This window comes from Geminocystis sp. NIES-3708 (assembly GCF_001548095.1).
Classification (GTDB): Bacteria; Cyanobacteriota; Cyanobacteriia; order Cyanobacteriales; family Cyanobacteriaceae; genus Geminocystis.
Genome location: NZ_AP014815.1, coordinates 3,407,892 through 3,430,395 on the forward strand (window position 1 = coordinate 3,407,892; position 22,504 = coordinate 3,430,395).

The following is a 22,504-nucleotide window of genomic DNA, read 5'->3' on the forward strand; positions in this document are numbered from 1 at the left end:
ATAATGTAAAAAGGGCTTTTTGATTATAAAAATCATTATAGGATAATAACATATTAATTGACTATAAGTAAAAAAAACTTATTGGAATTTTGTCAAAAAAAATCTCTTTCTTAAAATTAGAAAGAGAAGTAATATTTTAAATATTTATTAACTTTTTTTGATTGTGATTGAAAAAAATGTAATCCTTTCAGTGACAATAATTCACGTATTTTAAATTTTGCTAACTTATTTTGAACTCTTCAAAAACAGACGTGATTAATTATTGATGATGATCAGGATGAAAATGTGATTCTCCTAAATAAATACCTAAAGATAAAGCTGTTCTGACCATGAAGCCTTCTGGATCTACAGGAGCAGGACAAGTATTTTCTTGATGACACCATTTAATCATCGGCATGATTTGCTCTAAAGATTTACTCTCTACTGCTCCATTTTGCCATATTACAAGACGGTTATAACGTTCTTCTTCAATGAGATGTAAGGCTTTAATACCAAAGACGGTAGCTAAAATACGATCAAAGGAACTAGGCACACCACAACGTTGTAAATGTCCTAATACTGTAGCACGAGTATCTATTTGATCTAAACCTTCATAATCCGTATTGTCGCTACTACAAAGGCGATGACTATATTCTCTAATTAAATTAGCTAAGGTTTCTCCTATATAAGGATCTTTTTGATTATTGAGTCCGTGTACTCCTTCTGCTACAACAATTAAGGCAAATTTTCGTCTATCTTTTCTTAGTTTAGCAATATATTTACAAATGCCGTCAATGGTTTTTTCAGTTAATTTGGGAGTTAGTTCAGGAATTAATATACAATCAGAACCTCCTGCAATACCAGAGTGTAATGCTAAATGTCCTGCATCTCTTCCCATGACTTGCACTACCATTATACGTTCATGACTTGCCGCCGTAAACGTTAAATCATACAAGGCTTGAGTCACTGTATTACTTGCAGTATCAAATCCTACAGATCTTTCAGTAAATGCCACATCATTATCAATGGTTTTGGGGATAACAACTAGATTCCAGTTTCCTTTTTTGGCTAAGTCATAGATAATATCTAAGCTACCATCTCCACCAATGGCAATTAAAGCATCTAATTCTAAAAGATTATAACCTTTAAGAATGTGTTCTGTAATATGGTCATCTGCTGGATTTCCTCTACTAAGAGAACCTAGTACACTACCACTCATGAACTGTAATATATCTAGTCCTTGTAAAACTCCGGGGACATCATAACCGTGAGGTTGTAATTTAAGATCTTCAATCAGTAGATCGCCTTTAGAAATATCAAGAAAACCGTCTGTACCACGAGGGATACCGAAAACCTCCCACCCTTTCAAATATGAATATTTGACTACAGCCCTAATAATTGCATTTAATCCAGGACAATCTCCACCGCTAGTTAAAATACCGATTCTTTTTTTATTAGTCATAATTTTAATGATTTGATTATAAATTAACTGCTTGACTAATTTATTAAATCACTTATTTTTAAAAAAAGCTCATTATTGTATTGCCTAAAACTTTATAGTGTTTTTGATTTATTTGTTATGATTTGTTGATAGAAATGGTCAATTTTTAATCATCAGGAAGAATACTTAAGCCCCATGAATTACTTTTCCACTGTCATTATTTTATTAAGCGATCGCCAAAATTTTTTAGAAGAAATTTATGACGGTGTTAATCTTAAAAGTAAAATTTCATCTTTAATGTTCTCAAGTTTTTGTTTCTTTGCTATCTATGGAGCTATTATCGGCACATTTCATAGTCCACTACAAGCACTATCTTCCGCTATTAAATTACCAGCACTCTATCTGATAACTCTTTTGATTTGTTTGCCAACTCTTTATATTTTTAATGTATTATTTGGTTCTAAACAAAATATTGCTCAACATTTCACTTATTTATTAACAGCTGTAACGGTAATTGCTGTTTTGCTTTGTGGTTTTGCACCAGTGGTTTTGTTTTTTTTAATTACTGTTAATGATTATCCTTTTTTTGTATTATTAAATGTGGTTATTTTTGCCCTAACGGGTATTATTGGAGTTTCTTTTTTATATCGAATCATGAAACCCATTGATAATGATGATAACGATCAAAATATTAAAGTTCGTAAGAATATTTTAAAATTCTGGTTAGTCTTATATGGTTTTGTCGGAAGTCAGCTAGGATGGACACTTCGTCCTTTTTTTGGTACGGCTGGTAATTTTGAATTCTTTCGCCCAAGGGAAGGTAGTTTTTTTTCTGGAGTATTAAACGCATTTATTGATTTTGTGTTTTGATTCAGCTAAGACGCATTTAACTTGCATTTTTTCAAACTGAGGAATCAAAGCTATTATTCTTGCTACATTTGGTTTACTTAGTGATCATTTTTTGACCGCAACTGGCTTCTTGTGCTTTAAAATTTGGTTGTTAACTTGATTATTGATAACTAATTAGAGATAATGACATTTTAAAAGTTTGATGAAGTAATTTTATAATTTAATTATGGCAGGACATAGTAAATGGGCGAATATTAAACGACAAAAAGCTGTTGTTGATGCTAAAAAAGGTAAAACTTTTACTCAACTTTCACGTGCTATTATTGTAGCCGCTCGTCATGGAAGTCCAGATCCTGAAGGTAATTTTCAGTTGCGCACAGCCATCGAAAAAGCTAAGGCAGCTAGTATTCCTAATGAAAATATTGAACGGGCGATCGCTAAAGGTGCTGGTACGTATAGCGATGACGATAGTATTTTAGAAGAAATTAGATATGAAGGTTATGGTATTGGTGGAGTGGCAGTGTTAATTGAAGCCTTGACAGATAATCGTAATCGCACAGCCGCAGATATTCGATCAGCTTTTACTAAAAATGGTGGTAATCTAGGGGAAACTGGTTGTGTTAGTTGGATGTTTGATCAAAAAGGGGTTATCACTATTGAAGGAAAGATAAAGGAAGAAAAGTTGTTAGAGATTTGTTTAGAAGCAGACGCAGATAGTTATGAAATTATTGACGAGGAAGATTATCAAGGTGCGGAAATTTTTACAACCATTGAAGGGATAGAGAATCTTAATAAGATCTTGACAAATAATAATTTTTGTGTTAGAGAAATAGAACTTCGTTGGATACCGAATAATATAGTAGAAATTAATGATCAAGATCAGATTAAATATTTATTAAGATTAATAGATACTCTTGAATCTTTAGATGATGTGCAAAATGTCACAGCAAATTTTGAATTAATCGAAAATGAGTAAAATCACCCTAACTATTATTAAGAAAATCAACAAATTAATCTTTTATGCTCTATATATCTTAAAATATCATTGATAAGCTAAAACGCACATAGTCGAGCGATTTAATACAAGAGAATACCCAATAATAAACCACAGAAAATATATTAAATCTGATTTTAACTATTTTTCTGACCAGTAGTTTAGATGTGTCTTAGTTTATACCAGTTATTAATCTGGATTTAAACCTGTCCTTGAGATAGTGATAATTAGTCATCTACGCTTCTATTTTAGTTAAGAAAGTCAAGGGGAAGAAATGAGTAGTTCAGGAATACTAAAGCAAAAACTGCAATCCCTTCAAGGAAAAAAGTTTACAGGTAGAATAGATGTTAAAAATGCGAATGGCATCAAATGGCGGTTATATTTCTGCCTTAGTCGTTTAATTTGGGCAGATGGCGGTTATCATCCTTATCGGGTATGGGAAAGATTATTAACAAAATATTGTCCTCATTTAGACAATCAATTAATTGATATTAACAAAGCAAAAGAATTTGAGTGTTGGAATTATTATTTAATTGTCTCTTTATTACAAAGATTTTTAATTACAAAAGAACAAGCATTATTTTTAATAGATGAAAGAATAAAACAAATATTATTTGATATTTATCAAGCAGAAAATCAAGAAATATTAAAATATGATGTTGTTATTGTAGAAGACAATTTCCCAGAAGAATCAGGATTAAAAGTGTCTATTACTTTATTCAAAATAGAAACTTTATTAGCCGCAGTCGAATATCAGTGGCAACATTGGCACAACATGGGATTAAGTCTTTGGAATCCCAACTTTGCACCTATTATTAAAAATCCTGTTTTATTACAACAAAAATTTAAAGGAAAAGAAAGTACTTATAAAAAATTAGTCTCTTTATTAAATGGAAAATATCCTTTAATTGAATTAGCTGATAAATTAAATTTAACTATTTTGAAGATTACTGTTTGGTTAAAACCTTATTTTGAACAGGGATTAATTGCTTTAGTTGAAGTAAAAGATCAACCTTTACAAATAACATTAATTGGCATCACAAATAATAATTATAAATTAACAAAGACTACTCATCAACAAGTTGTTTTCTGTATTGATGACAGCTTACAAGTTTGTCAGATAATGGAACATATTATCACAGAAGCAGGTTATCAATATGTTTCTATTCAAAACCCCATTAAAGCCTTACCAGAAATTTTGAAAAGAAAACCAGATTTAATTTTTTTAGACTTAGTAATGCCTATTGTTAATGGTTATGAAATTTGTTCTCAAATTCGTCGGGTTTCTTCTTTAAAAGACACTCCTATTATTATTCTGACTAGCAATGATGGTATGTTAGATCGAGTTAGAAGTAAAATTGTGGGAGCGAATGGCTTTTTAAGTAAACCAATTGATCAAGAAAAAGTTTTAGCAAAAATTAAATCTTGTTTGCGATCGAAAAATAATAATTCAGCAACTACTTTAGAGTTGACCACAGAGACAAAAATTTAAAATATTGTCAGAGTATCTCAACTATGGTTAAAATAGTAAAATTGTCCAATAATCAAATTATTATTTAAACTTTATGGCAGTACCTAAGAAGAAAACATCAAAATCTAAACGTAATCAACGTCGTGCCCATTGGATTAAGAAAGCTGAATTACAAGCACAAAAAGCATTATCTTTAGGTAAATCAGTGTTAACTGGAAACTCTAATAGTTTTGTCTATATTACCGATGAGGAAGAAGAAGGAGAAGAGTAGTTAACTATTGTTTTTGAGTTGATGTAGGGAAAAAAATAAATTTAATAACTTTTTTTCCTCTCATTTTATGACTTTTTTTCAATCAAAAAATATTTTATTTAACCTTTAATCTCCAAGTGTTTTTTCTGTTTAAAACCCTCCATTTTCAGTCTTCAGTAAAATCTCTAAAAACTTGATTAATTCAGACACATAAGAGTTTGTATTCGTTGGAAATTATAAATAATTGGCTACTAAATTTTGACTACTGATTTTAAAAACAATAAAGTTATTGCTTACTCTCATAACCACATTTGGCAAACCCTAATTCAATCTAACATTGTTTCTGAGAATAAATTTTCTTTCTCAAAGACAATACAAATTTGTTGAAATAATTAGAAATTTAACTTCTATAATGAAAGAACTTAAATCAGAATAAACTTATTACTTAGTATGAATCTTCCACCTCAACAATCTGTACAAGCTTTACAATTAGAAGTTTCTTCTCTTAGAAGTCATATTGCTGACTTAAGTAAATATAAATTAGCAATGGAAGCCCAAGAAAAACTATTTCGCTCTATTTTAATGATGAGTAATGTTTCTGTTGGCAAACTTATGTTACGCTCTATTCTTTTGGAAATAACTGAAGTCAGTAGGGAATTAACTAGGGCAAAAGATGCTAGTCTGTTTATGTTAGATGATCGTGGAGTTATTACTGAAAGTATTTTAGCTCGTGGTCCAACGATGCGGGATGAAAAAGATTATTTAATTGGAGAAGTTTTAGACAAAGGTTTAGGAGGATGGGTTGCTCGTTATCGCCGCATGGCTATTGTCAAAAATGCTGATGAAGATAATCGCTGGTTACATTTTTCAAATCAACCTTATAAAGTTGGTTCTGCTTTGTGTATTCCTTTTTTACGTGGTAGTCTATTATTAGGTATTTTAACTCTTACTCATCCTGAAACTGAACATTTTACTAAAGATATAGCAGATTTTATGAGTATGTATTCTCCTGCCATTGCGATAGCATTAGATCATGCCCGATTACAATTAACCATTAACAGTTAAAAAATTTTAAGTTTTTTTTATTTATATCATCGAAAATATTTCAAGATTATCAGTTAGTGGAGTATGTGCGATCATACTTAACTTATTTTTAAACAAGATAAAACAAGATTTGCCCTCGCCTTCCATGTATATTGTGACAAAAATTCTTTTCTTGCGTTACATCCTAAAAGCTGCCTGAAAGAAGAATCATCTCTGAGTTTTGACAACGCCGTTGCCCAGTCATTAATATTATCAGGATTACATAATAGAGCTGTCTTGTTATCTTCTAAAACCTCTGTTAAAACTGCTAGATTAGACGTGACAATTGGTTTACCAACAGACATATATTCAAATATTTTTAGAGGAGACATCCATCTACTAACATCACCATTAGGATGCCCCGCAATACCAACTTTATTCAAATAAGGTGCAATTAAAACATCAAAACTGGAACGATACTTATGGGTTTGAGAGTAGGGCAAAAAACCATAAAAAATCAGATTTGATAATTGATTCGTTTTTTCCTTCCAAATTTTAAGATCTTCTTCCGTTCCTCCTATAACATGAAACTGAGCCCATGGACATAAAGGGGCTAATTGAGAAATAATTTCCATTCCTTTGCCATTATATAATTGACCGATATAACCAACACGAAACATATCAGAGTCAAAACTAACACTGGATATACTACTCTTATTCTCCTCTAAATCATCTGCCCCATCATGGGCAACACAGATTAATTTTTCAGGAATTTGATAATTTTTAACAAAAGATTCTTTCAGAGCATTAGAAATGGTAACAATTCTGGTTGGTTTTTTCTGATTAACAAGCCAAGATAGTAATTTTGCGGCTACTTTTCCTGATTGTCCTATGTCGGAGTGAGATTCAAAAATTGAAGGAATATTGAAAAATAAACCGAGAAGACATCCTGAAATTAATCGACAATAGATAACATCTGGCTTAAATTTCCATAAAGCGGGTAAGGCTAAAATGCTATACAGATAACCTGCACCAGCAAAGGATAAGGGTGGTAAATAAGAAATATCAAATTTCTTTTCAATTCCATATAAACTATAAATATCTTCTGGTTCAGAATTTAAACTTGATTGGTTTTTGGCAAATAAGAGAACTTCATGACCGTTTTTCGTGAAAGCCTCGCACATTTTCATAACTTGGATGCTGTTGGCGGAGCGAGAAGGTATGCCAGACCATGATATATAAGCTATTTTCATCTATATTTTAATTTCCATTTTGTAAGATGTCTATCCTGGATAATAGATTTAATCGGAATAATTTTAAGTACTCGATGAATAGTGTTATTAATCTCGAATATTGGATTTTGCAACTCTAGCAGTAGCTGTTATTTTTTATAACTGATAGATTCCAATTTAAAGATAAAAAGTAATCTGATTAACATCTACTTTAAATAAATCATTCTTAATGTTTTCATTCTTTATTCTTGATCACAGCTATGTTTGAAAAACATAGCCAAGGAAAAAATGACGATAAAGAAATTTCAAGTGGCTTAAAAATGCCAAATTTGTCCAGCCATGGTAAAGGAACATAGTCTTGAGAATACTCCTTAACGTTCAAACAACAAATACGTTCAAGAAAATTAATCCAATGAGATCTATCCCATGAATATACATGACCCTGATTGACGTAGTTGCGCTTAAGAATATTACCGTAAAATACAGTGGGGCGAACAGGATTCGGCACAGCAACTATTGCTATTCCGTTAGGACGAAGCATTTTAATGATCCCTTTCATTACATCATAAGGTCTCTTTGTATGTTCAAGAACATGAGACATGATAATAGAATCAAATGTCAACTTCAAATCAAATAAGTCTTCAAGATTTCCCATTGGATCAATCTGAATTGATCTATGTAATGTTACTTTATTGTTTGTTGTAGTTAGTAAATGCTCGTCAATATCTGCTGCAAAAATCCTAGTATCTGGTCTTTTATTTTTTATTAATTCCAGTGTATGCCCTAAACCGCATCCGATTTCTAATAAATCACAAGATGCAGAAGAATATTTCTCAAATAATCTTGCTATTTCAAAATGATAGGGGCGAATTTTTTGGTTGTAGGATATGTGAACATTAGGTCGAGTCAGGCGATTATCCATTTTTGGTCAATCAATTAATGTGGGTAAATTTTGTATAAGTATTTTAATTTTACTTATAAATTAAAAAATAAAAAATAAAATTAGGACTGAAAACGTAAAAAGTAATATTGACTGCCGCTTTTTTCTTGTCATTCTGATTGAATGTAGTCAAAGCATAATTTGTTTCTTAAGTTTTATAAATAATATTCCGAACTTCTTTGACTGCTTTAACTGCAAATACTAAATTAATACACACCATATTTACCGAGGTAATCACCGCCATGGCGAAACTACCAAAATTAGGAAGAAAAACAAGCATGAAGAATAATTCTATAAAAAAACTCAGCATTATGACCTTTACTCTATATCTATGATAGTCTAAACTCAAAATCAAAGCTTGAGCCCAAAATAAAATGAGAGAAACAGTAAAGGCTAATGAAATTATAATAAATAAAGGATAAGATTTAATAAATTCTTCTCCATAGAAAAATAGTATAAAAGGATATATGAGCAAGAAGACTAAAATCATTGTTAAAGTGAGAATGGGAATTAACTTCAGTGAAATCCTTTTCAACTCTTGAATGATTTTTTGTGTTTGACGGTTAGCGATTAACTCATTAAAATCTTGATATATGATGGAAGTTAATGATTGAGTTCCTACTTGTAAGAAGCTAGATAATGTTTTTGCTAACTGATAAATTCCGACTTCTTTATTAGAAGTAAAAGCACCTAAAATAAGTATATCAATATTTTTAATCAGACTAGAAAAAGTTGTTGAAATATATGTTGAAAACATAAAGTTCCAAAATTGGTTTAGTTGTCGAAAACTTTTGAAGTAATTATGCCATGGCAAAGACATAATTTTTATGTTGTAACCTTCTTTTAACTCTTGATTGAGAAAAATTATTACAACGATAAAATTAACTATGGAGATAAAACTAATCAGAATAGTCATTGTGTACAAGTTGAGTAGTTGTACAAAATAAAGAATGGAAATCAGAGCCACCTGAACAAAAGTAATAACAATTTGACGTAAAGATTGTTTTCCCAAACGCTTGAGATCACGAGCAACACAATACCATGTGTTATCAAAAGAACGAGCTAAAAATGATGTGGCATAGAGAATAAATAAAATAGGTTGAGCTTGTCCTTGTGCTAAATTAGTTGCTATTATAGGTGAGAATATAACTATAAATAAGAATGGGATTATATTACTTGCTATATCGGTAATAATAGCAGTAGCCAGTAGTAATCTGATTTTTTCTGACTCGTTTTTTATTCTAAATTCTACTAAATAACGAGTTAAAGCTTCTTGGGTACGAAAAGCAAAAAAAGATGAAACTATGACAGAGAAAGAAACTATTGTACTCCAAACTCCCAATAATTCTGCTCCTAAAGCCCTAGCCACAAAGATATTTTGGGCAAACCGTAACACCATTGAACCAATACCTCCTGCGAAGAGATAGGAGGAATGTTTCATTAAATTTTTTATTGATATACTCATAAAATATGGGGACTATAGTGACTCCGATATACTTTTAGGTAGAAAGCAAAATTCGTTTGATTTTTTTAAGTGTTTTGACAAATTTCTGTTTAAAGGTGATGGGATATGTTTTTGGGATTGGAAGTAAATTAATTTGGTATTGATAACCAAAATATTTTGCCATTGATTGGACTTCTTGTTCAAATTCTATTTTTTCTTGATCTGTCCAGTTCACAATAGTAGGTACTTCAGTAAAGCCATTCGGTTTTTTATTTGTCAGATTTTCAAACTGCTTAAGTGTGACTTCGGGCTGAAAACCAAAAAAGTTTGCTATTTCTATGTAAGATTGATAGTTAAATTCTTCTAACGTTTGAATTTTCCAATATTCCTGTGGTATTTGTTCAAACAAATTAATGACTCTAGAGTTAAGTTCATTCCAATACCAAGCTAGTTTTCCTACCCTTGTCATGGTTTGCCATTGCATAAACTTCTCACCAATGGGGGCTGGTCTTCCCAAAAAATGATGAAATGATTTATTTTTTTGATAACCTAAAGCTAAATTATGATTTTTCTGAAGGAATTGATCTTCATACCATCCTTTTACTAGATAGGAGTTGATAACTTTTTCTGGACTCCTAACTAAAAGTATAAATTTAGCCCCAAATCTTTCGTATAATTCTTTAACAGAAACAGATAAAAAAGCACTAGCTTCAAAAGAATAACTGTTTTTTTTCAAGTCTTCAAATATTTCATTTTGTTTGGTGTTTAAAAAACCTTCATGATCTACTGGTAGGTTATACCATTTACAATAACGATGAAAAGTTTCATTAAGTGCATTTCTCTCATGGGTTGATTTGACCTGTGGTTCTAATTCTAGTAATTTTGCTAAAAAATTAGTACCACACCTTCCAGTGCCAATAGCAAAACCAACATTATTTTTTATTTGTGGATTATTATCGTGCATATAATTGCTATTTATTTCTTTTTTATAATTATTAAACGAAATATGTTGACTTGCTTTTTTCAGTTTAATTTTTTTCTCTTGAGGGTAATTATATAATTAATGGTAGTAAGAGGACTTACTAAACTTAAATAAGACAAACTTAACAAAGAAATTAATAAAGATCATATTTGTTAAACTAATATTCCAACAGATGGATTTTCATTTGAAGATGTGTATAAGATTTTGTTGATATTCGTTCAATACCCATTTTTTCTTGATTTTTAGCAAAATGTTCAATATCAGTATGACATTGAATGATTGTGTTTCTTTGACTACAATCACCACAGCATTTAAGCCTAATTTTTTTTATTGGTTTTGGAAAAATTTAAAATTATCGTTTTCGGGCAGAGTATAGTTATCACCATCTAAAGGAAATTCCATAACAGGATTTTGGGGATTTTTTCTTGTAATATTTTTAATGGGGATTACCGAAAATATTATCTCAAAATTGCGATTAAGTCGTTTACGAAGATATTCTTCCACTAACCTGACTTGGTTGGGAGAAATATTTTTATCTGTTTGTAGAATAACAGTAATGATCGGTTGTTCGGAAGTCCATCTTACTTTGACTTTAACATTTTCAACATCTCTACCAACGGTAATCGTTTCATTAATTAATTGTCGATTAATTTCTTTCTCGATTTGTTGTTGTTGCAATAAACGAAAAAAACTTGAAGCTAAAGGTATCATTAACAAAAGAGTTAGTAAAGTTGTCCATCCTAAAGCCTTAGTTACTTTTGTATATCCAGAAAGGATAAAAGCGATCATACAAGCTAAAGTTATACCCAATAAATTAGTTAAATATAACAAAAATGCACCATTGGCGAAATCATAATTACCCATTGCTAAAGAAATTCCTACCACACAAAGAGGGGGCATTAAAGCAACGGCAATGGCTGTACCTGCTAAAGTTTCACTTATACCTTCTCGAACTTTTCCAAAACCACTAATAGCGCCTGCGGTGATGGCGATACCTAAATCTAATAAATTGGGTTGAGTCCGTGCTATGATTTCTGAGCCGACATCAGGGAAAGAGACAATTTTAGCAATCAAACTAGAAAGAAAAATAGCGAGTAAAGTTGCACCGATTATCGAGAATAAAGCCTTACGAAATAATTTTAAATCTCCTTCACAAGCGGAAAAAGCTAAACCTCTTAAGGGTAACATTAAAGGAGCGACAATCATCGCACCTATAATCACGGCGGCACTATTACTAAGTAAGCCAAATGTAGCGATTAAACAAGCAGAAACACTGCATAAAATAAAATCAGTATTCCATGAAGAGTCCAAGGATAATTTTTGATGTAAGGATTTAACGTTTTCTGCTTCAGTCGGGGGAATCAGACGATAAAAAGCCATTCTTAACCAGCGAAACAAGGCTTTAATTTTTTTCCCTTTAAATAATTGAGATGATTTTTCTGACATGATTTTTTACTTATATCAATAAAGTACTTCTTTTTTAGTCTCCGCCAATAACTACATTCTTAATACGCAAACTAGGACCACCACAACCTACCGCTAAACCACTTTGCCCACCTTTTCCGCAACCGCCTGATTCATCCCAGAAAAAATCATTTCCAATGGCTTCTATATTAGCTAGGGTTTTAAAGACATTACCTGACAAAGTAACATTTTTGACGGGTTCTGAAATCTTACCATCTCTAATCATCCATGCTTCTCCTGCAGTAAAGGTGAACATTTCGCCGTTAGTCATGCCACCTAACCAATTACTAGCATAAACTCCCTCTTTGATATTGCTAAATAAATCAGCGACAGGAGTTTTTCCTCTACCAATCCAAGTGTTTGTCATTCTAACGATAGGAGGATAATGATAATTTAAACATCTAGCATTACCAGTTGGTTTTTCTCCTAATTTTCCCGCCGTTTCACGGGAATGTAATCGCCCAACTAAAATACCATCTTTAATTAATTGTGTTGTGGTAGCTGGTGTACCTTCATCATCATAATAATAACTGCCTCGGTGTCCTTCTGGCATTGCTCCGTCAAAAATCTGTAAAAACTCTTCACCAAATTTACGCCCCATTGTCATAACTTCTAATAAATCAGGATTTTCATAAGCCATATCTGCTTCTGATAAATGCCCAAAGGCTTCATGAACAAATAAACCTGTTAAAATTGGATCAATGACCACATCATATGTACCACCTTTGACAGAAGGCAAACTCAGGGCATTGATAGCTCGTTTGGCGGCATTTTCCACTGAAATATCTAAGTTTGTTAAATCTTCATAGGCTTTTCTTGTACCTGTGGTTTCTCTTCCTGTTTGCACTAATTCTCCATTTTTAGCGGTAGCACTAAACCTCATTTCACAGTCAACCCAAGATTGTTCAATCATACTTCCTTCTGAAGTAGCTAATAGAACTGTTTGTTGAGAATCTCGATAACTAACACTAGAAGTAATAATTTGTGGATGGTATTCCCCTAGAATCTGATTATAATGATCACAAAGTTGTTTTTTGTGAAAAAGTGAAATTGCACGAGGATTTGAACCCGTCAGAGGTAATTGACAGTTTATTTGGATAGGAGATATACCCGCTAAAATTGTTTCATCATCCCCTACTAAACGAGCGGAAGTAATAGCATCTTCAATTCTTTCTGTCAGTTGGCTTAAGTCATTAAAAGTAGCGAAACCCCAGCCCCCTTTATAACAAGCCCTTACCTGCCCGCCTAAAGATATTCCTTCACTCAAGGTTTCCACCTGATTACCACGCAAAACTATATTACTACCCTCCGCTTTTTCTAGGCGAATAGTCAAAAAATCAACTCGATGTCGATAACGGTTAATTAAATCTGATAGTTGATTACAATAGTCTTGCATTTTTAAGTAGGAAATAAGTAATAGAGAATAGTGTAAATGTTTGTTAGTTATGCTTAATTAACAAATATTTATTTTTATAATATCTAATTTCAATCGATTCCAATGAATAAAATAGAGTTACAGAGTAAAATATGCCGTTTTGATAATGATGATAATATTTATTTTGTTAGTGTTATTTTAATTGATGGAGAACCCATCGCTGATTTTTCCTACTATGCTACCTCTTTGACGGAGCTGAAAAACAGTTTAAAACACAACGGAAACTACTTTATCTTAACCTGTTGGTGTGGTGTACCTGATTGTGCAGGAATTGATCAGGGTATTCAAGTAATACATCATGAAAATAGGGTTAAATGGACTATTATTCAACCTAAACCTTCTCGTATCTTTACCTTTTGGGCTAATGATTATGAAACTATTATTACAGAAGGAATAGAACAAATAAAACAAGATTTAGCTAATTTATGGTTTACAGAAACACGAAAGCAGAATAATAAGTTAGAAATTGTGCCGAGGTGGGAAGATGATCAAGACTTGATTAAATTATTGGATATTGATAGATTTAAATAAACCTGAGTTCTATAAGTAAGTTAATAAAATTAATTGTGTATTTCATTTTTGTTAAAGCTTTGGTAACAATGAGTTTAAACCCATTGCCTCTATACAATTAATTTTGCATGGGTACTTATAATTTTTTTGAGGGAAGATGAGGCTAGAAAACCAGAAGAATAGAGGAAGAAAAGAGAATTGACTTAAACATTATTAAAATTAATTTTTGACAGTTATTTATCAAATTTAATTCTTTTCAGTGGGTAAAATTTGGTATCTCACCAGTATTAAATCCTTGTCTTCTTGTCAGTCTGTTTTTCTAGTCAATCATCACGTATTTGATATTGAACTCAGAAAAGTAATATCGACTGTGGAAGAAAAAGCAATTATATTAGATTGTAGTTTACTAAACGAGAAAAACTACTAGCCTCAAGACTTGCACCTCCGACTAATGCACCATCAATGTCCGATTGTGCCATAATTTCGTCAACGTTTTTCGGATTAACAGAGCCACCATACTGAATTGTAACATTTTTATTACTTAACTGAGAGCGAATAATTGCAATAACTCGATTTGCTTCAGTCGCTTCACAAGTGTCACCTGTACCGATCGCCCAAATTGGTTCATAGGCGATAACAAGATTATTTTGATCAACATTGACTAACGCTTTTTGTAATTGATTGATGATAATATTTTCAGTTTCTCCCGCATCTCTTTGGGCTTTACTTTCACCAACACAAAGAATTGGAGTTAAACCATGTTTTTGAGTTGCTAAGAGACGAGAATTTACAGTTTCGTCTGTTTCTCCAAAATATTGACGACGCTCACTATGACCGACAATAACATAGTTAATACCAATTTCTGTCAGCATAGCACCTGAAACTTCACCAGTAAATGCACCTTGTTCAGCCCAGTGAATATTTTGTGCCCCCAATTTAACTCGACTACCATGCAAATTTTTCGACATAAAATGTAAACTGGTAAAAGGCACACATAAAACTATTTCTCTGGTTTCGGGGGTGTCTTCTAAATGGGGTAAAAAAGCCTGTAAAAATTCTAATGACTCCGATTGAGTCTTGTGCATCTTCCAGTTACCAGCAATAATAATTTTCCGCACTTTTGCTCCTAATTTCCGTTATTGAGTTAATTTACTTGTCCTATGCTCCAATTTTCTTAATAACATTTTTAAACGGGCATAAGTATCAAAACTAACATTCTATAATGTATCGGTTATTTTAGTAAATGCTTATTTTCTGAAAATTATTACGTGGGTGAATTCTGTCTTCAAGGGTGAATTTTATCACCCCACTTAATTATCAACCCCCTGCTACAGCAGGTACAATACTTACTTCATCACCATCAGCTAAAGGAGTGGTAACGTTATCTAAAAAGCGTATATCTTCGCTATTGACGTAGAAATTGAGAAAGCGACGAGGTGCACCTTGTTCATCACATAAACGAGCTTTGATGCCGGGACAATTGACTTCTAATGCGTCGATTAATTCTTGTACATTGGTAGCATCACATTCGATAGTAGCTTGTTCTTTTGTAAATTTTTGTAAAGGAGTAGGAATTAATACTTTAACAGCCATAATTTTAATAATTTTCAATAAAGTTTACAGACAAAAAAATACTAACTGCTAATGAGTTAGAGATTATAAAAACCAGTAAAAAAGGAAGAAGAAAACAAAAATATTAATTAATCTATTCTTGATTTTCTTCATTATTAATTAAACGGAGACTTGTTGCCATTCTAAACGTTCTAAAGTGCGAGAGCGTTCTAAAGCACGTTCAAAGCTATCTAGTTTAGGTTCGATTAAGAAAGGCTCACTAATATAACCTTGCACCGCTTCTTGAGTTTTTAAACCGTTACCAGTGATGTAAACTACAGTGGTTTCTTCAGGATCAATTTTTCCTGCTTCTACTAACTTCTTCAATACAGCAACAGTTGTACCTCCTGCTGTTTCGGTGAAGATGCCTTCAGTTTCCGCTAAAAGCTTGATGCCCTCAATAATTTCTGCATCGGTGACGGATTCAATATTACCGTTAGTTTTACGAGCTAAATCTAATGCATACATTCCGTCTGCAGGATTACCAATGGCGATCGACTTAGCGATGGTGTTAGGTTTAACAGGGATAACAAAATCTCTACCTTCTTTAAATGCTTGGGCAATAGGAGAACAACCTTCTGCTTGTGCACCACTGAAACGCACCGGTTTATCGTCCACTAAGCCAACTTTAACGAATTCTTGAAAACCTTTGTGAATTTTAGTAAACAAAGAGCCAGAAGCTAAAGGTGCAACAATGTGATCAGGCAATTTCCAGCCTAATTGTTCAGCTACTTCAAAGCCTAAAGTTTTTGAACCTTCAGAATAGTAAGGACGTAAGTTAATATTAACAAAGCCCCATCCGTAAGTATTGCCAACTTCACAACAAAGGCGATTTACTTGATCATAGTTGCCTTTAACAGCCATGACTGTGGGATTATAGATTAATGTGCCTAAGACTTTTCCTGCTTCTAAATCCGAAGGAATAAACACGCAACAATCTAAACCTGCATGAGCAGCGATCGCTGCGGTAGAATTAGCTAAATTACCAGTACTAGCACAGGAGACAGTAGTAAAACCTAACTCTCTAGCACGGGTTAAAGCAACAGAAACTACTCTATCCTTAAAACTAAGGGTAGGCATATTAACAGCATCATTTTTAATATAAAGATTTTTCAGACCTAAACGACGAGCCAAGCGATTTGATTTGACAAGGGGAGTCATCCCTGTACCTACATCTATAGGATTTTCACTTTCAACAGGTAAAAAAGCTTTATAGCGCCAAATAGAATTAGGTCCTTTGGCAATACTTTCACGGCTTACTTGAGCTTTGATAGCATCGTAATCATAGGCTACTTCTAAAGGGGCAAAGGTTTCTTCACAAATATGAATAGCTTTAAGAGGATATTCTGCATTTCCTTCCTTAGAAACTAATTTGGTGAAGGTAGGCTTAAATTTAGTATTAGGACGATCGATGGCTTGGGTCATTTTATCTTCTCCTGTGTTAGTCGATGATCGATGAATCTGAAAATAATCTTTAAATGATTGCTTGTTGTGAAAAGTATAACAATTAGCAAATGAGCTGTCAAATATACCCGACCTTTTTAGTCGGGATAGATCCAAATCTTAGTTCGACTGAATAAAAATCCTTAAAATACAAAAGTTAAAATCAACTATTATTAAAAAAATTATCGATTACGATCACTTTTGGATTTTTATCCTAATTATCTATATAGATAATCCTAATTTAAAGCCAAGAATGGCATGGACAATCATGATAACTAAAGCTAAACTACCAATATAAGCATGGGCGGTGCGTAAGTTTTCGTTATTACCACCAAAACCTGTCGCCGAAATTAATCCATTTAAACCTAAGATGCCAATAACTGTTGATCCTGTCCAAAAATGAGGACTTTCAAATATTGGTTGACCTTGCATAATTAAAGATAGCACACCGCCACTATACCCAAGAGTGATAAATAAAAATAAAAATGGTGCTAATTTGCGATGATCTGATTTATTCTTTACTTTTACTTCTTTATCTTCAGAAATACGACTACGCCAACCAGTAATTGCCACAAAACTACCCATAGCAAAGATAACAATACTCATAAAAAAAGGATGTCCCCAATGAACGATTGGTTCAGGTGTATTAAAACCCGAAAATATATCAGCAATGGGTTGTAAAATTTCTCTAATGGTTTCTTTCATAAATCTTAATTCTTCTTAACAAAACTTAATTTCTTTATTCAGTATAACTTGAGGTTGAATAAAGAATATTGATTTGTGAAGATTTCCTGTAAAAAATTTGATGAGAAATAATAAAAATCTTAGATATTTTCCCTCAATTTTAGCTTTCTGGTTTTATTAGATAACCATTACTTAATAAGCAATCTAATATAGTTGATTCGGTGGATTTTTGACTACATTGAGAAAGGTTAATAACAGTATAAGTTTTATTTTTAATAATTTGAAAACAATTTAAAATTTTAGGGGAGATACTAAATTTTGTCAGGCAGAAACTAATAACATCTATATCAAGAAAATAGCTATTGTTCAAAATTTTATGACAATCATTTTTAGTTCGAGAATTAGTAAAAGAATTGCATATATTTTCAGCTTTATCAAAGGCTATTTTATTCTCATATTCATAACTAAGTTGATTATATGTAATCATTTTTCCACTCTTGTTTAAGCAGTCATAAATTTGATATTCATTTGTATTGTTGCCACAATTTATCAATTCTGATTTAATGTAAGTTTTATTCCTAATACTATCTAAACAGTTGATAGTTTTACTAGAAATAAAAAATTTATCTTCACAAAGAAAAATTGCATTAAAATCAAAATATTCAGTTTGATCAACTATGTTATTACATTTTTGTCTTAAATCAGAGATAGTGTATGCTTGACAAATATTATTAGCTGTATTTAAACCTAGTTGGATAAAATAATTATTCAGTTGATTGAAGTTATTTATTCTATTATTTTGAGATAAGATAGAACTTAAATTCATATCCATAAAAATTAAAGACAATAACAAGTACTTTTTTGTAAATAACATTTTGAATACTTTCTATTATTTTATCGTGATTGATTTCCTTGAATATCATTCTAATAATTTTTTATCATTAATTTTCTGCAAGGCTTGAAAAATATTATCCGATTTAACAGGTTTACTAAGATAATCATTCATTCCTGCATTCAAACAATTTTCTCTATCTTCAGATAAAGCAGAAGCAGTCATCGCAATAATCCATGGTTGTTTAATTTTTGTGCCTAGTTTTCTAATTTGTTGTGTAGCGTTTATTCCATCTAAAATAGGCATTTGCATATCCATGAATACCACATCATAAGATTTTTTTTGTACAAATTTTACTCCTTCTAAGCCATTATTAGCAATGTCTATATCTTGATAGCCTAATTTATTTAACATTAAACAGGCAATTTTTTGATTGAGTAAAGTATCTTCTACTAATAAAATTTTTAAGGGTAATATATCAACTTTTTTTTCAGTAAACTTGTTGACTAAACAATTATTTTCAGAAAAGGATAAAGAAGCAGATTTCATCAATAATTGTTGAATAATTTCACTTAGCTGAAATTGTTTAATTGGTTTTGTTATGACTGTGGCAAAGGTAGTTGTTTTTGCTAAATTTTCTTTAGTAGCTAAATTGAAAGGTGTTAACCAAATTAAAGGAATATAGGGAGTATTTTTGCGGATAAATTTAGCTAATTCTAAATTATCAATTTCGGATAAAGGATAATCAACTATTATGACTGATATTGAAGATAAATTTGTATCATAAAAATTATGACTAGAAACTATTTCTACTTTTAAGCCTAAACTTGATACTTGTAAATTCAGCATCTCTTTAATGGCAGAAGAATCGGAAATGATTAAGGCTTTTTTCTCACTGAAACAAGTTTGGGGACGTAAATCTGGTAAATTAGCTTCTATTGGATCAATATTTTGGGCTTGGATGGTAACTTCAAAAATTGAGCCTATATTTACTTCGCTTTGTACTGTTATTGTACCACCCATTAATTCTGCTAATTTTTTACTGATAACTAATCCTAAACCAGTACCTCCATATTTACGAGTGGTGGAAGCATCTACTTGAGAAAATGATTGAAATAAACGATTAAGACGATTTTTTGGAATACCAATGCCAGAATCTTCGACACTTATTTTGAGAATATCAGGAAATTTATTGGTGATATTAACTTCAAGACGTATAATAACTTCCCCTATATCCGTAAATTTAATAGCATTACTAACTAAATTTAAAACTATCTGCCTTAAGCGATTCGCATCTCCTTTAAATAAATAATTGATGGTAGGATCTACTATATAAATTAGATTGAGATGTTTATTTTCTGCTTGTAATGCCATTAAACTAATTACCGATTCTATACATTCATGAATGTTAAAAATTGTCGATTCTAATTCGACTTTATTAGATTCTATTTTTGATAAGTCTAAAATATCGTTGATAATTGTCAGTAAAGTGTTACTACTATGATTGATAATTTCGACAAAGTTTTTCTGTTCTGGATTAAGATAAGTATCTAATAATAATTCTGTCATGCCGATAATGCCATTCATTGGTGTGCGTATTTCATGACTCATAGATGCAAGAAAATCTGTTTTTGCTGAATTAGCTGTTTGGGCTTGTTTTTCTGCTTTGGATAATGCCTTATTTTGCCGTGCTAACTGTTGTATTTGTTCTTGTTCTTTTTGTAATAACTTTGCTTGACTAATCGCAATACCTAATTGATTAGCAACACTTTCTAATAAACTTATTTCTGCTGATGTCCACTTTCTGAAGCGATCACATTGTTGTAAACCTATGATACCATTAGCTTGACCTTTATAGGAAGTGCGTACAGACAACATAGATTTAAGTTCTATTTGTTTGCAAAAATCCGCCATAAAATATAATAAAGGCTCTTCAAACACATTATCACTAACTACTACTTGATCTGAACTCAAAACTTTGTCAATATGAGGATTATCTTGAGAAATATCAACTGTTGTTTCAAACATGGGTATAAATTCACCTTCGATGGCTTCAGCTACCATTTTTAAAGGATGAATATTAGATTCGTCATAAACAAAAACATGACAACGATTAATTTTAAAAGTATTAAGTAAAGTATTGGCGGCAGTTTCAAATAATTGATTAAAGTCTAAAGTCTGGCGAATTTCTTGAGTTATTTTTTTTAGTAGTATTTCTTGTTGAAATTTTTCTTCAATTAATGCCTGAGATTTTTCCCTTTCTAATTCATAACCTATCCATTGGCTCATTAACTTAATTTGTTCTTTTATGGTAGTAGTAATTTCTACTTTTTGATCATTGAGAGAAAAAAAACATAATGTGCCGAAGGTATTATTAAAAACTTCTATTTTTGTACCTAAATAAGATTCAATTTTTAGATTAAGATGTGCAGGATGAAGACAATAATTTGATTTACTAACATGATCGATAGCAAAAGGTTCTTTATTTTGATATGCTATAAAACAAAAAGTTTCTTCCAAATTTAGTGTTATTTTCTGATTAAATTGCTGTCGATATTCGTTGCCAGTTTGCAATTCTAAGATATGGCAGTATTTATCATCTATTCTTGTTAACATTCCGATATCGAAATTAAAAGTTTTTCTGCCTAAGGCGAAAATTCCTTGTAGCTTTTGCTGGAAATTAAGTTGTGTAGATGAACAAACCTTATATAAACTTCTAATAACACTTTCTTGTTGCTTAAAAGCTAATCGACTATTTTCTAATTTTGTGTCTGATTCTTGGCGAAGTTTTTCACTGCGATAGGAGTCAATAATATTGCTACAAACCGAAACGAAAGGCTGTAAGTATTCTACTAACTCTTGATTATAACCACCCTCTCGATTAGCAATCCCTACCATTCCTAATAATTCTCCTTGGGAATGAAAAGGTAAACCTAAAAAAGAATATAGGGGGGGATGTCCATCAGGTAGTCCTCCACTGCGAGGATCTGTGCTAGGATCATGAGAGATAACAGGTTTTTCCGTATAAATTACTGCACCAAATAAGGTTTTTAGGTTATGAAACTCCATTCCTCTTCCACCACTTTCTTCATATAAACGGATAGTTTCTTCATTCCAAGCGATATTAGTGATAGCATGAACTTTGATATACGGTTTGCCCCGATTTTTCATATAACCTTCTTCTAGTATTTTTTCTCCTTTTTGGTTATATGCAACTTCACTAATGAAACCATATTCGCTACCTGTCAAAGTTAATAAATTTTCGAGAAGATTATCAAATAAAACTCCTTTATCAACATTAGCGATAAACTGAGATTGAGCATCTTGAATAACCCTTAATAAATCATGACTGAGATTCAAGTCGGTTTCCATGATTTTTCTTTCACTAATATCCCGACAATGACAAATTACAGTCTGTTTATCGATAATCTTGAGAGAAACTTCTTGCCAAAATTCTTTGCCGTCTTTTGTTAATGCTAATACTTCCCCTCGCCAAATTCCTTTTTCCCATACTACAGGCAAGGCTTTCTCTTCTAATCTTTTTATTTCCTTCTCACTATACAGCGATCGCCAAGATTTACCTAATAATTCTTTTTCAGTGTAACCGAATAAATCTAAATGAGCTTGATTGAGATAAATATATTTTTCATTGTTTAAAATAGCAATGCCATCAGCAAAACCCTCGATAATTTTTCCCTGACATTGATTTAAGATATTTTGCGAAGATGAAACTCGTGCCTGATTATCATCAGAAAACAAAGGAAAATTATAATCAGAGACTAAATTTAATTTTTGGTTATCTAATTCATTTATTGACATTGAATTAATAGAGGAATGAAGAAAGAGAGTTAAGATTTTTGTATATAAAAACTTTACATCATATAGTATTCATGAGCAAAAATTTAACTACATTTTAGTCT

19 protein-coding genes are annotated in these 22,504 nt (G+C 31.6%); 6 read left to right on the top strand and 13 right to left on the bottom strand.

All coding sequences use genetic code 11. From position 1 onward, the window contains the following. Window positions 1-259: 259 nt before the first annotated feature. On the bottom strand, window positions 260-1,441 hold the full coding sequence (locus GM3708_RS14905) for an ATP-dependent 6-phosphofructokinase (protein ID WP_066348592.1): 1,182 nt from the start codon (window positions 1,439-1,441) through the stop codon (window positions 260-262). A gap of 174 nt (window positions 1,442-1,615) precedes the next feature. On the opposite strand from GM3708_RS14905, the gene GM3708_RS14910 reads away from it, so the two are divergent. From GM3708_RS14910 to GM3708_RS14930, 5 genes are all read left to right on the top strand, one after another. Continuing rightward, complete coding sequence (locus GM3708_RS14910; protein ID WP_066348595.1) at window positions 1,616-2,290, top strand: hypothetical protein; 675 nt, start codon at window positions 1,616-1,618, stop codon at window positions 2,288-2,290. A gap of 205 nt (window positions 2,291-2,495) precedes the next feature. Then, window positions 2,496-3,245 (top strand): YebC/PmpR family DNA-binding transcriptional regulator, encoded by a 750-nt coding sequence (locus tag GM3708_RS14915; RefSeq protein WP_066348597.1) that lies wholly within the window; start codon window positions 2,496-2,498, stop codon window positions 3,243-3,245. 292 nt (window positions 3,246-3,537) lie between these two features. Then, window positions 3,538-4,755, top strand: coding sequence for a response regulator (locus tag GM3708_RS14920; protein ID WP_066348599.1), 1,218 nt, complete (start codon window positions 3,538-3,540; stop codon window positions 4,753-4,755). Between the two features lie 73 nt (window positions 4,756-4,828). Continuing rightward, window positions 4,829-5,005, top strand: a complete 177-nt coding sequence (rpmF, locus tag GM3708_RS14925) for a 50S ribosomal protein L32 (RefSeq protein ID WP_066348601.1) — start codon at window positions 4,829-4,831, stop codon at window positions 5,003-5,005. A gap of 429 nt (window positions 5,006-5,434) precedes the next feature. After that, window positions 5,435-6,049 (top strand): GAF domain-containing protein, encoded by a 615-nt coding sequence (locus GM3708_RS14930; protein ID WP_066348603.1) that lies wholly within the window; start codon window positions 5,435-5,437, stop codon window positions 6,047-6,049. Between the two features lie 77 nt (window positions 6,050-6,126). Here the strand turns inward: GM3708_RS14930 and GM3708_RS18105 are convergent, their stop codons facing one another. From GM3708_RS18105 to GM3708_RS14960, 6 genes are all read right to left on the bottom strand, one after another. Continuing rightward, window positions 6,127-7,260 carry a glycosyltransferase family 4 protein gene (locus GM3708_RS18105; RefSeq protein ID WP_071827628.1) on the bottom strand — a complete coding sequence of 378 codons (1,134 nt, stop codon included), beginning with the start codon at window positions 7,258-7,260 and terminating at the stop codon, window positions 6,127-6,129. Between the two features lie 214 nt (window positions 7,261-7,474). Next, window positions 7,475-8,161, bottom strand: coding sequence for a bifunctional 2-polyprenyl-6-hydroxyphenol methylase/3-demethylubiquinol 3-O-methyltransferase UbiG (locus GM3708_RS14940; protein WP_066348606.1), 687 nt, complete (start codon window positions 8,159-8,161; stop codon window positions 7,475-7,477). Window positions 8,162-8,327: 166 nt separating this feature from the next. Then, window positions 8,328-9,620, bottom strand: coding sequence for a lipopolysaccharide biosynthesis protein (locus GM3708_RS14945; RefSeq protein ID WP_066348609.1), 1,293 nt, complete (start codon window positions 9,618-9,620; stop codon window positions 8,328-8,330). A 58-nt stretch (window positions 9,621-9,678) separates the two neighbouring features. Beyond that, a complete protein-coding gene (locus GM3708_RS14950; RefSeq protein WP_066348611.1) occupies window positions 9,679-10,587 on the bottom strand; it encodes a sulfotransferase family protein in 909 nt (302 codons plus the stop codon). Window positions 10,588-10,932: 345 nt separating this feature from the next. Beyond that, complete coding sequence (locus tag GM3708_RS14955) at window positions 10,933-12,051, bottom strand: DUF389 domain-containing protein (protein WP_066348614.1); 1,119 nt, start codon at window positions 12,049-12,051, stop codon at window positions 10,933-10,935. 34 nt (window positions 12,052-12,085) lie between these two features. Continuing rightward, on the bottom strand, window positions 12,086-13,465 hold the full coding sequence (locus GM3708_RS14960; protein ID WP_066348617.1) for a TldD/PmbA family protein: 1,380 nt from the start codon (window positions 13,463-13,465) through the stop codon (window positions 12,086-12,088). A 102-nt stretch (window positions 13,466-13,567) separates the two neighbouring features. Between GM3708_RS14960 and GM3708_RS14965 the strand changes: the two genes are divergently transcribed. Beyond that, entirely contained in the window at window positions 13,568-14,035 is a 468-nt protein-coding gene (locus GM3708_RS14965; RefSeq protein ID WP_066348624.1) for a hypothetical protein, read from the top strand. 365 nt (window positions 14,036-14,400) lie between these two features. On the opposite strand, the gene tpiA is transcribed toward GM3708_RS14965, so the two are convergent. The 6 genes from tpiA to GM3708_RS14995 all read right to left on the bottom strand — a co-directional run bounded on the left by tpiA (window position 14,401) and on the right by GM3708_RS14995 (window position 22,403). Beyond that, complete coding sequence (gene tpiA / locus GM3708_RS14970; protein WP_066348625.1) at window positions 14,401-15,132, bottom strand: triose-phosphate isomerase; 732 nt, start codon at window positions 15,130-15,132, stop codon at window positions 14,401-14,403. Between the two features lie 199 nt (window positions 15,133-15,331). Next, window positions 15,332-15,607 carry a MoaD/ThiS family protein gene (locus GM3708_RS14975; protein WP_066348626.1) on the bottom strand — a complete coding sequence of 92 codons (276 nt, stop codon included), beginning with the start codon at window positions 15,605-15,607 and terminating at the stop codon, window positions 15,332-15,334. Window positions 15,608-15,745: 138 nt separating this feature from the next. Then, the gene (thrC, locus tag GM3708_RS14980) at window positions 15,746-17,050 is read right to left on the bottom strand and encodes a threonine synthase (RefSeq protein ID WP_066348627.1); all 1,305 of its coding nucleotides are present in this window, start codon (window positions 17,048-17,050) and stop codon (window positions 15,746-15,748) included. Window positions 17,051-17,290: 240 nt separating this feature from the next. Next, entirely contained in the window at window positions 17,291-17,773 is a 483-nt protein-coding gene (locus tag GM3708_RS14985; RefSeq protein WP_066348630.1) for a DUF4079 domain-containing protein, read from the bottom strand. 139 nt (window positions 17,774-17,912) lie between these two features. Beyond that, a complete protein-coding gene (locus tag GM3708_RS14990) occupies window positions 17,913-18,584 on the bottom strand; it encodes a hypothetical protein (RefSeq protein WP_144439326.1) in 672 nt (223 codons plus the stop codon). A gap of 87 nt (window positions 18,585-18,671) precedes the next feature. After that, a complete protein-coding gene (locus tag GM3708_RS14995) occupies window positions 18,672-22,403 on the bottom strand; it encodes a response regulator (protein ID WP_066348632.1) in 3,732 nt (1,243 codons plus the stop codon). Between the last annotated feature and the right edge of the window lie 101 nt (window positions 22,404-22,504).

Excerpts from the sequence above, each read along its gene's own strand:
- GM3708_RS14995 (WP_066348632.1), bottom strand. The coding sequence starts at position 22,403 with ATGTCAATAAATGAATTAGATAACCAAAAATTAAATTTAGTCTCTGAT.
- GM3708_RS14975 (WP_066348626.1), bottom strand. The coding sequence starts at position 15,607 with ATGGCTGTTAAAGTATTAATTCCTACTCCTTTACAAAAATTTACAAAA.
- GM3708_RS14940 (WP_066348606.1), bottom strand. The coding sequence starts at position 8,161 with ATGGATAATCGCCTGACTCGACCTAATGTTCACATATCCTACAACCAA.
- GM3708_RS18105 (WP_071827628.1), bottom strand. The coding sequence starts at position 7,260 with ATGAAAATAGCTTATATATCATGGTCTGGCATACCTTCTCGCTCCGCC.
- GM3708_RS14910 (WP_066348595.1), top strand. The coding sequence starts at position 1,616 with ATGAATTACTTTTCCACTGTCATTATTTTATTAAGCGATCGCCAAAAT.
- GM3708_RS14945 (WP_066348609.1), bottom strand. The coding sequence starts at position 9,620 with ATGAAACATTCCTCCTATCTCTTCGCAGGAGGTATTGGTTCAATGGTG.
- GM3708_RS14985 (WP_066348630.1), bottom strand. The coding sequence starts at position 17,773 with ATGAAAGAAACCATTAGAGAAATTTTACAACCCATTGCTGATATATTT.
- GM3708_RS14965 (WP_066348624.1), top strand. The coding sequence starts at position 13,568 with ATGAATAAAATAGAGTTACAGAGTAAAATATGCCGTTTTGATAATGAT.
- GM3708_RS14905 (WP_066348592.1), bottom strand. The coding sequence starts at position 1,441 with ATGACTAATAAAAAAAGAATCGGTATTTTAACTAGCGGTGGAGATTGT.
- GM3708_RS14955 (WP_066348614.1), bottom strand. The coding sequence starts at position 12,051 with ATGTCAGAAAAATCATCTCAATTATTTAAAGGGAAAAAAATTAAAGCC.
- thrC (WP_066348627.1), bottom strand. The coding sequence starts at position 17,050 with ATGACCCAAGCCATCGATCGTCCTAATACTAAATTTAAGCCTACCTTC.
- GM3708_RS14930 (WP_066348603.1), top strand. The coding sequence starts at position 5,435 with ATGAATCTTCCACCTCAACAATCTGTACAAGCTTTACAATTAGAAGTT.
- GM3708_RS14960 (WP_066348617.1), bottom strand. The coding sequence starts at position 13,465 with ATGCAAGACTATTGTAATCAACTATCAGATTTAATTAACCGTTATCGA.
- GM3708_RS14915 (WP_066348597.1), top strand. The coding sequence starts at position 2,496 with ATGGCAGGACATAGTAAATGGGCGAATATTAAACGACAAAAAGCTGTT.
- GM3708_RS14950 (WP_066348611.1), bottom strand. The coding sequence starts at position 10,587 with ATGCACGATAATAATCCACAAATAAAAAATAATGTTGGTTTTGCTATT.
- GM3708_RS14920 (WP_066348599.1), top strand. The coding sequence starts at position 3,538 with ATGAGTAGTTCAGGAATACTAAAGCAAAAACTGCAATCCCTTCAAGGA.
- GM3708_RS14990 (WP_144439326.1), bottom strand. The coding sequence starts at position 18,584 with ATGGATATGAATTTAAGTTCTATCTTATCTCAAAATAATAGAATAAAT.
- rpmF (WP_066348601.1), top strand. The coding sequence starts at position 4,829 with ATGGCAGTACCTAAGAAGAAAACATCAAAATCTAAACGTAATCAACGT.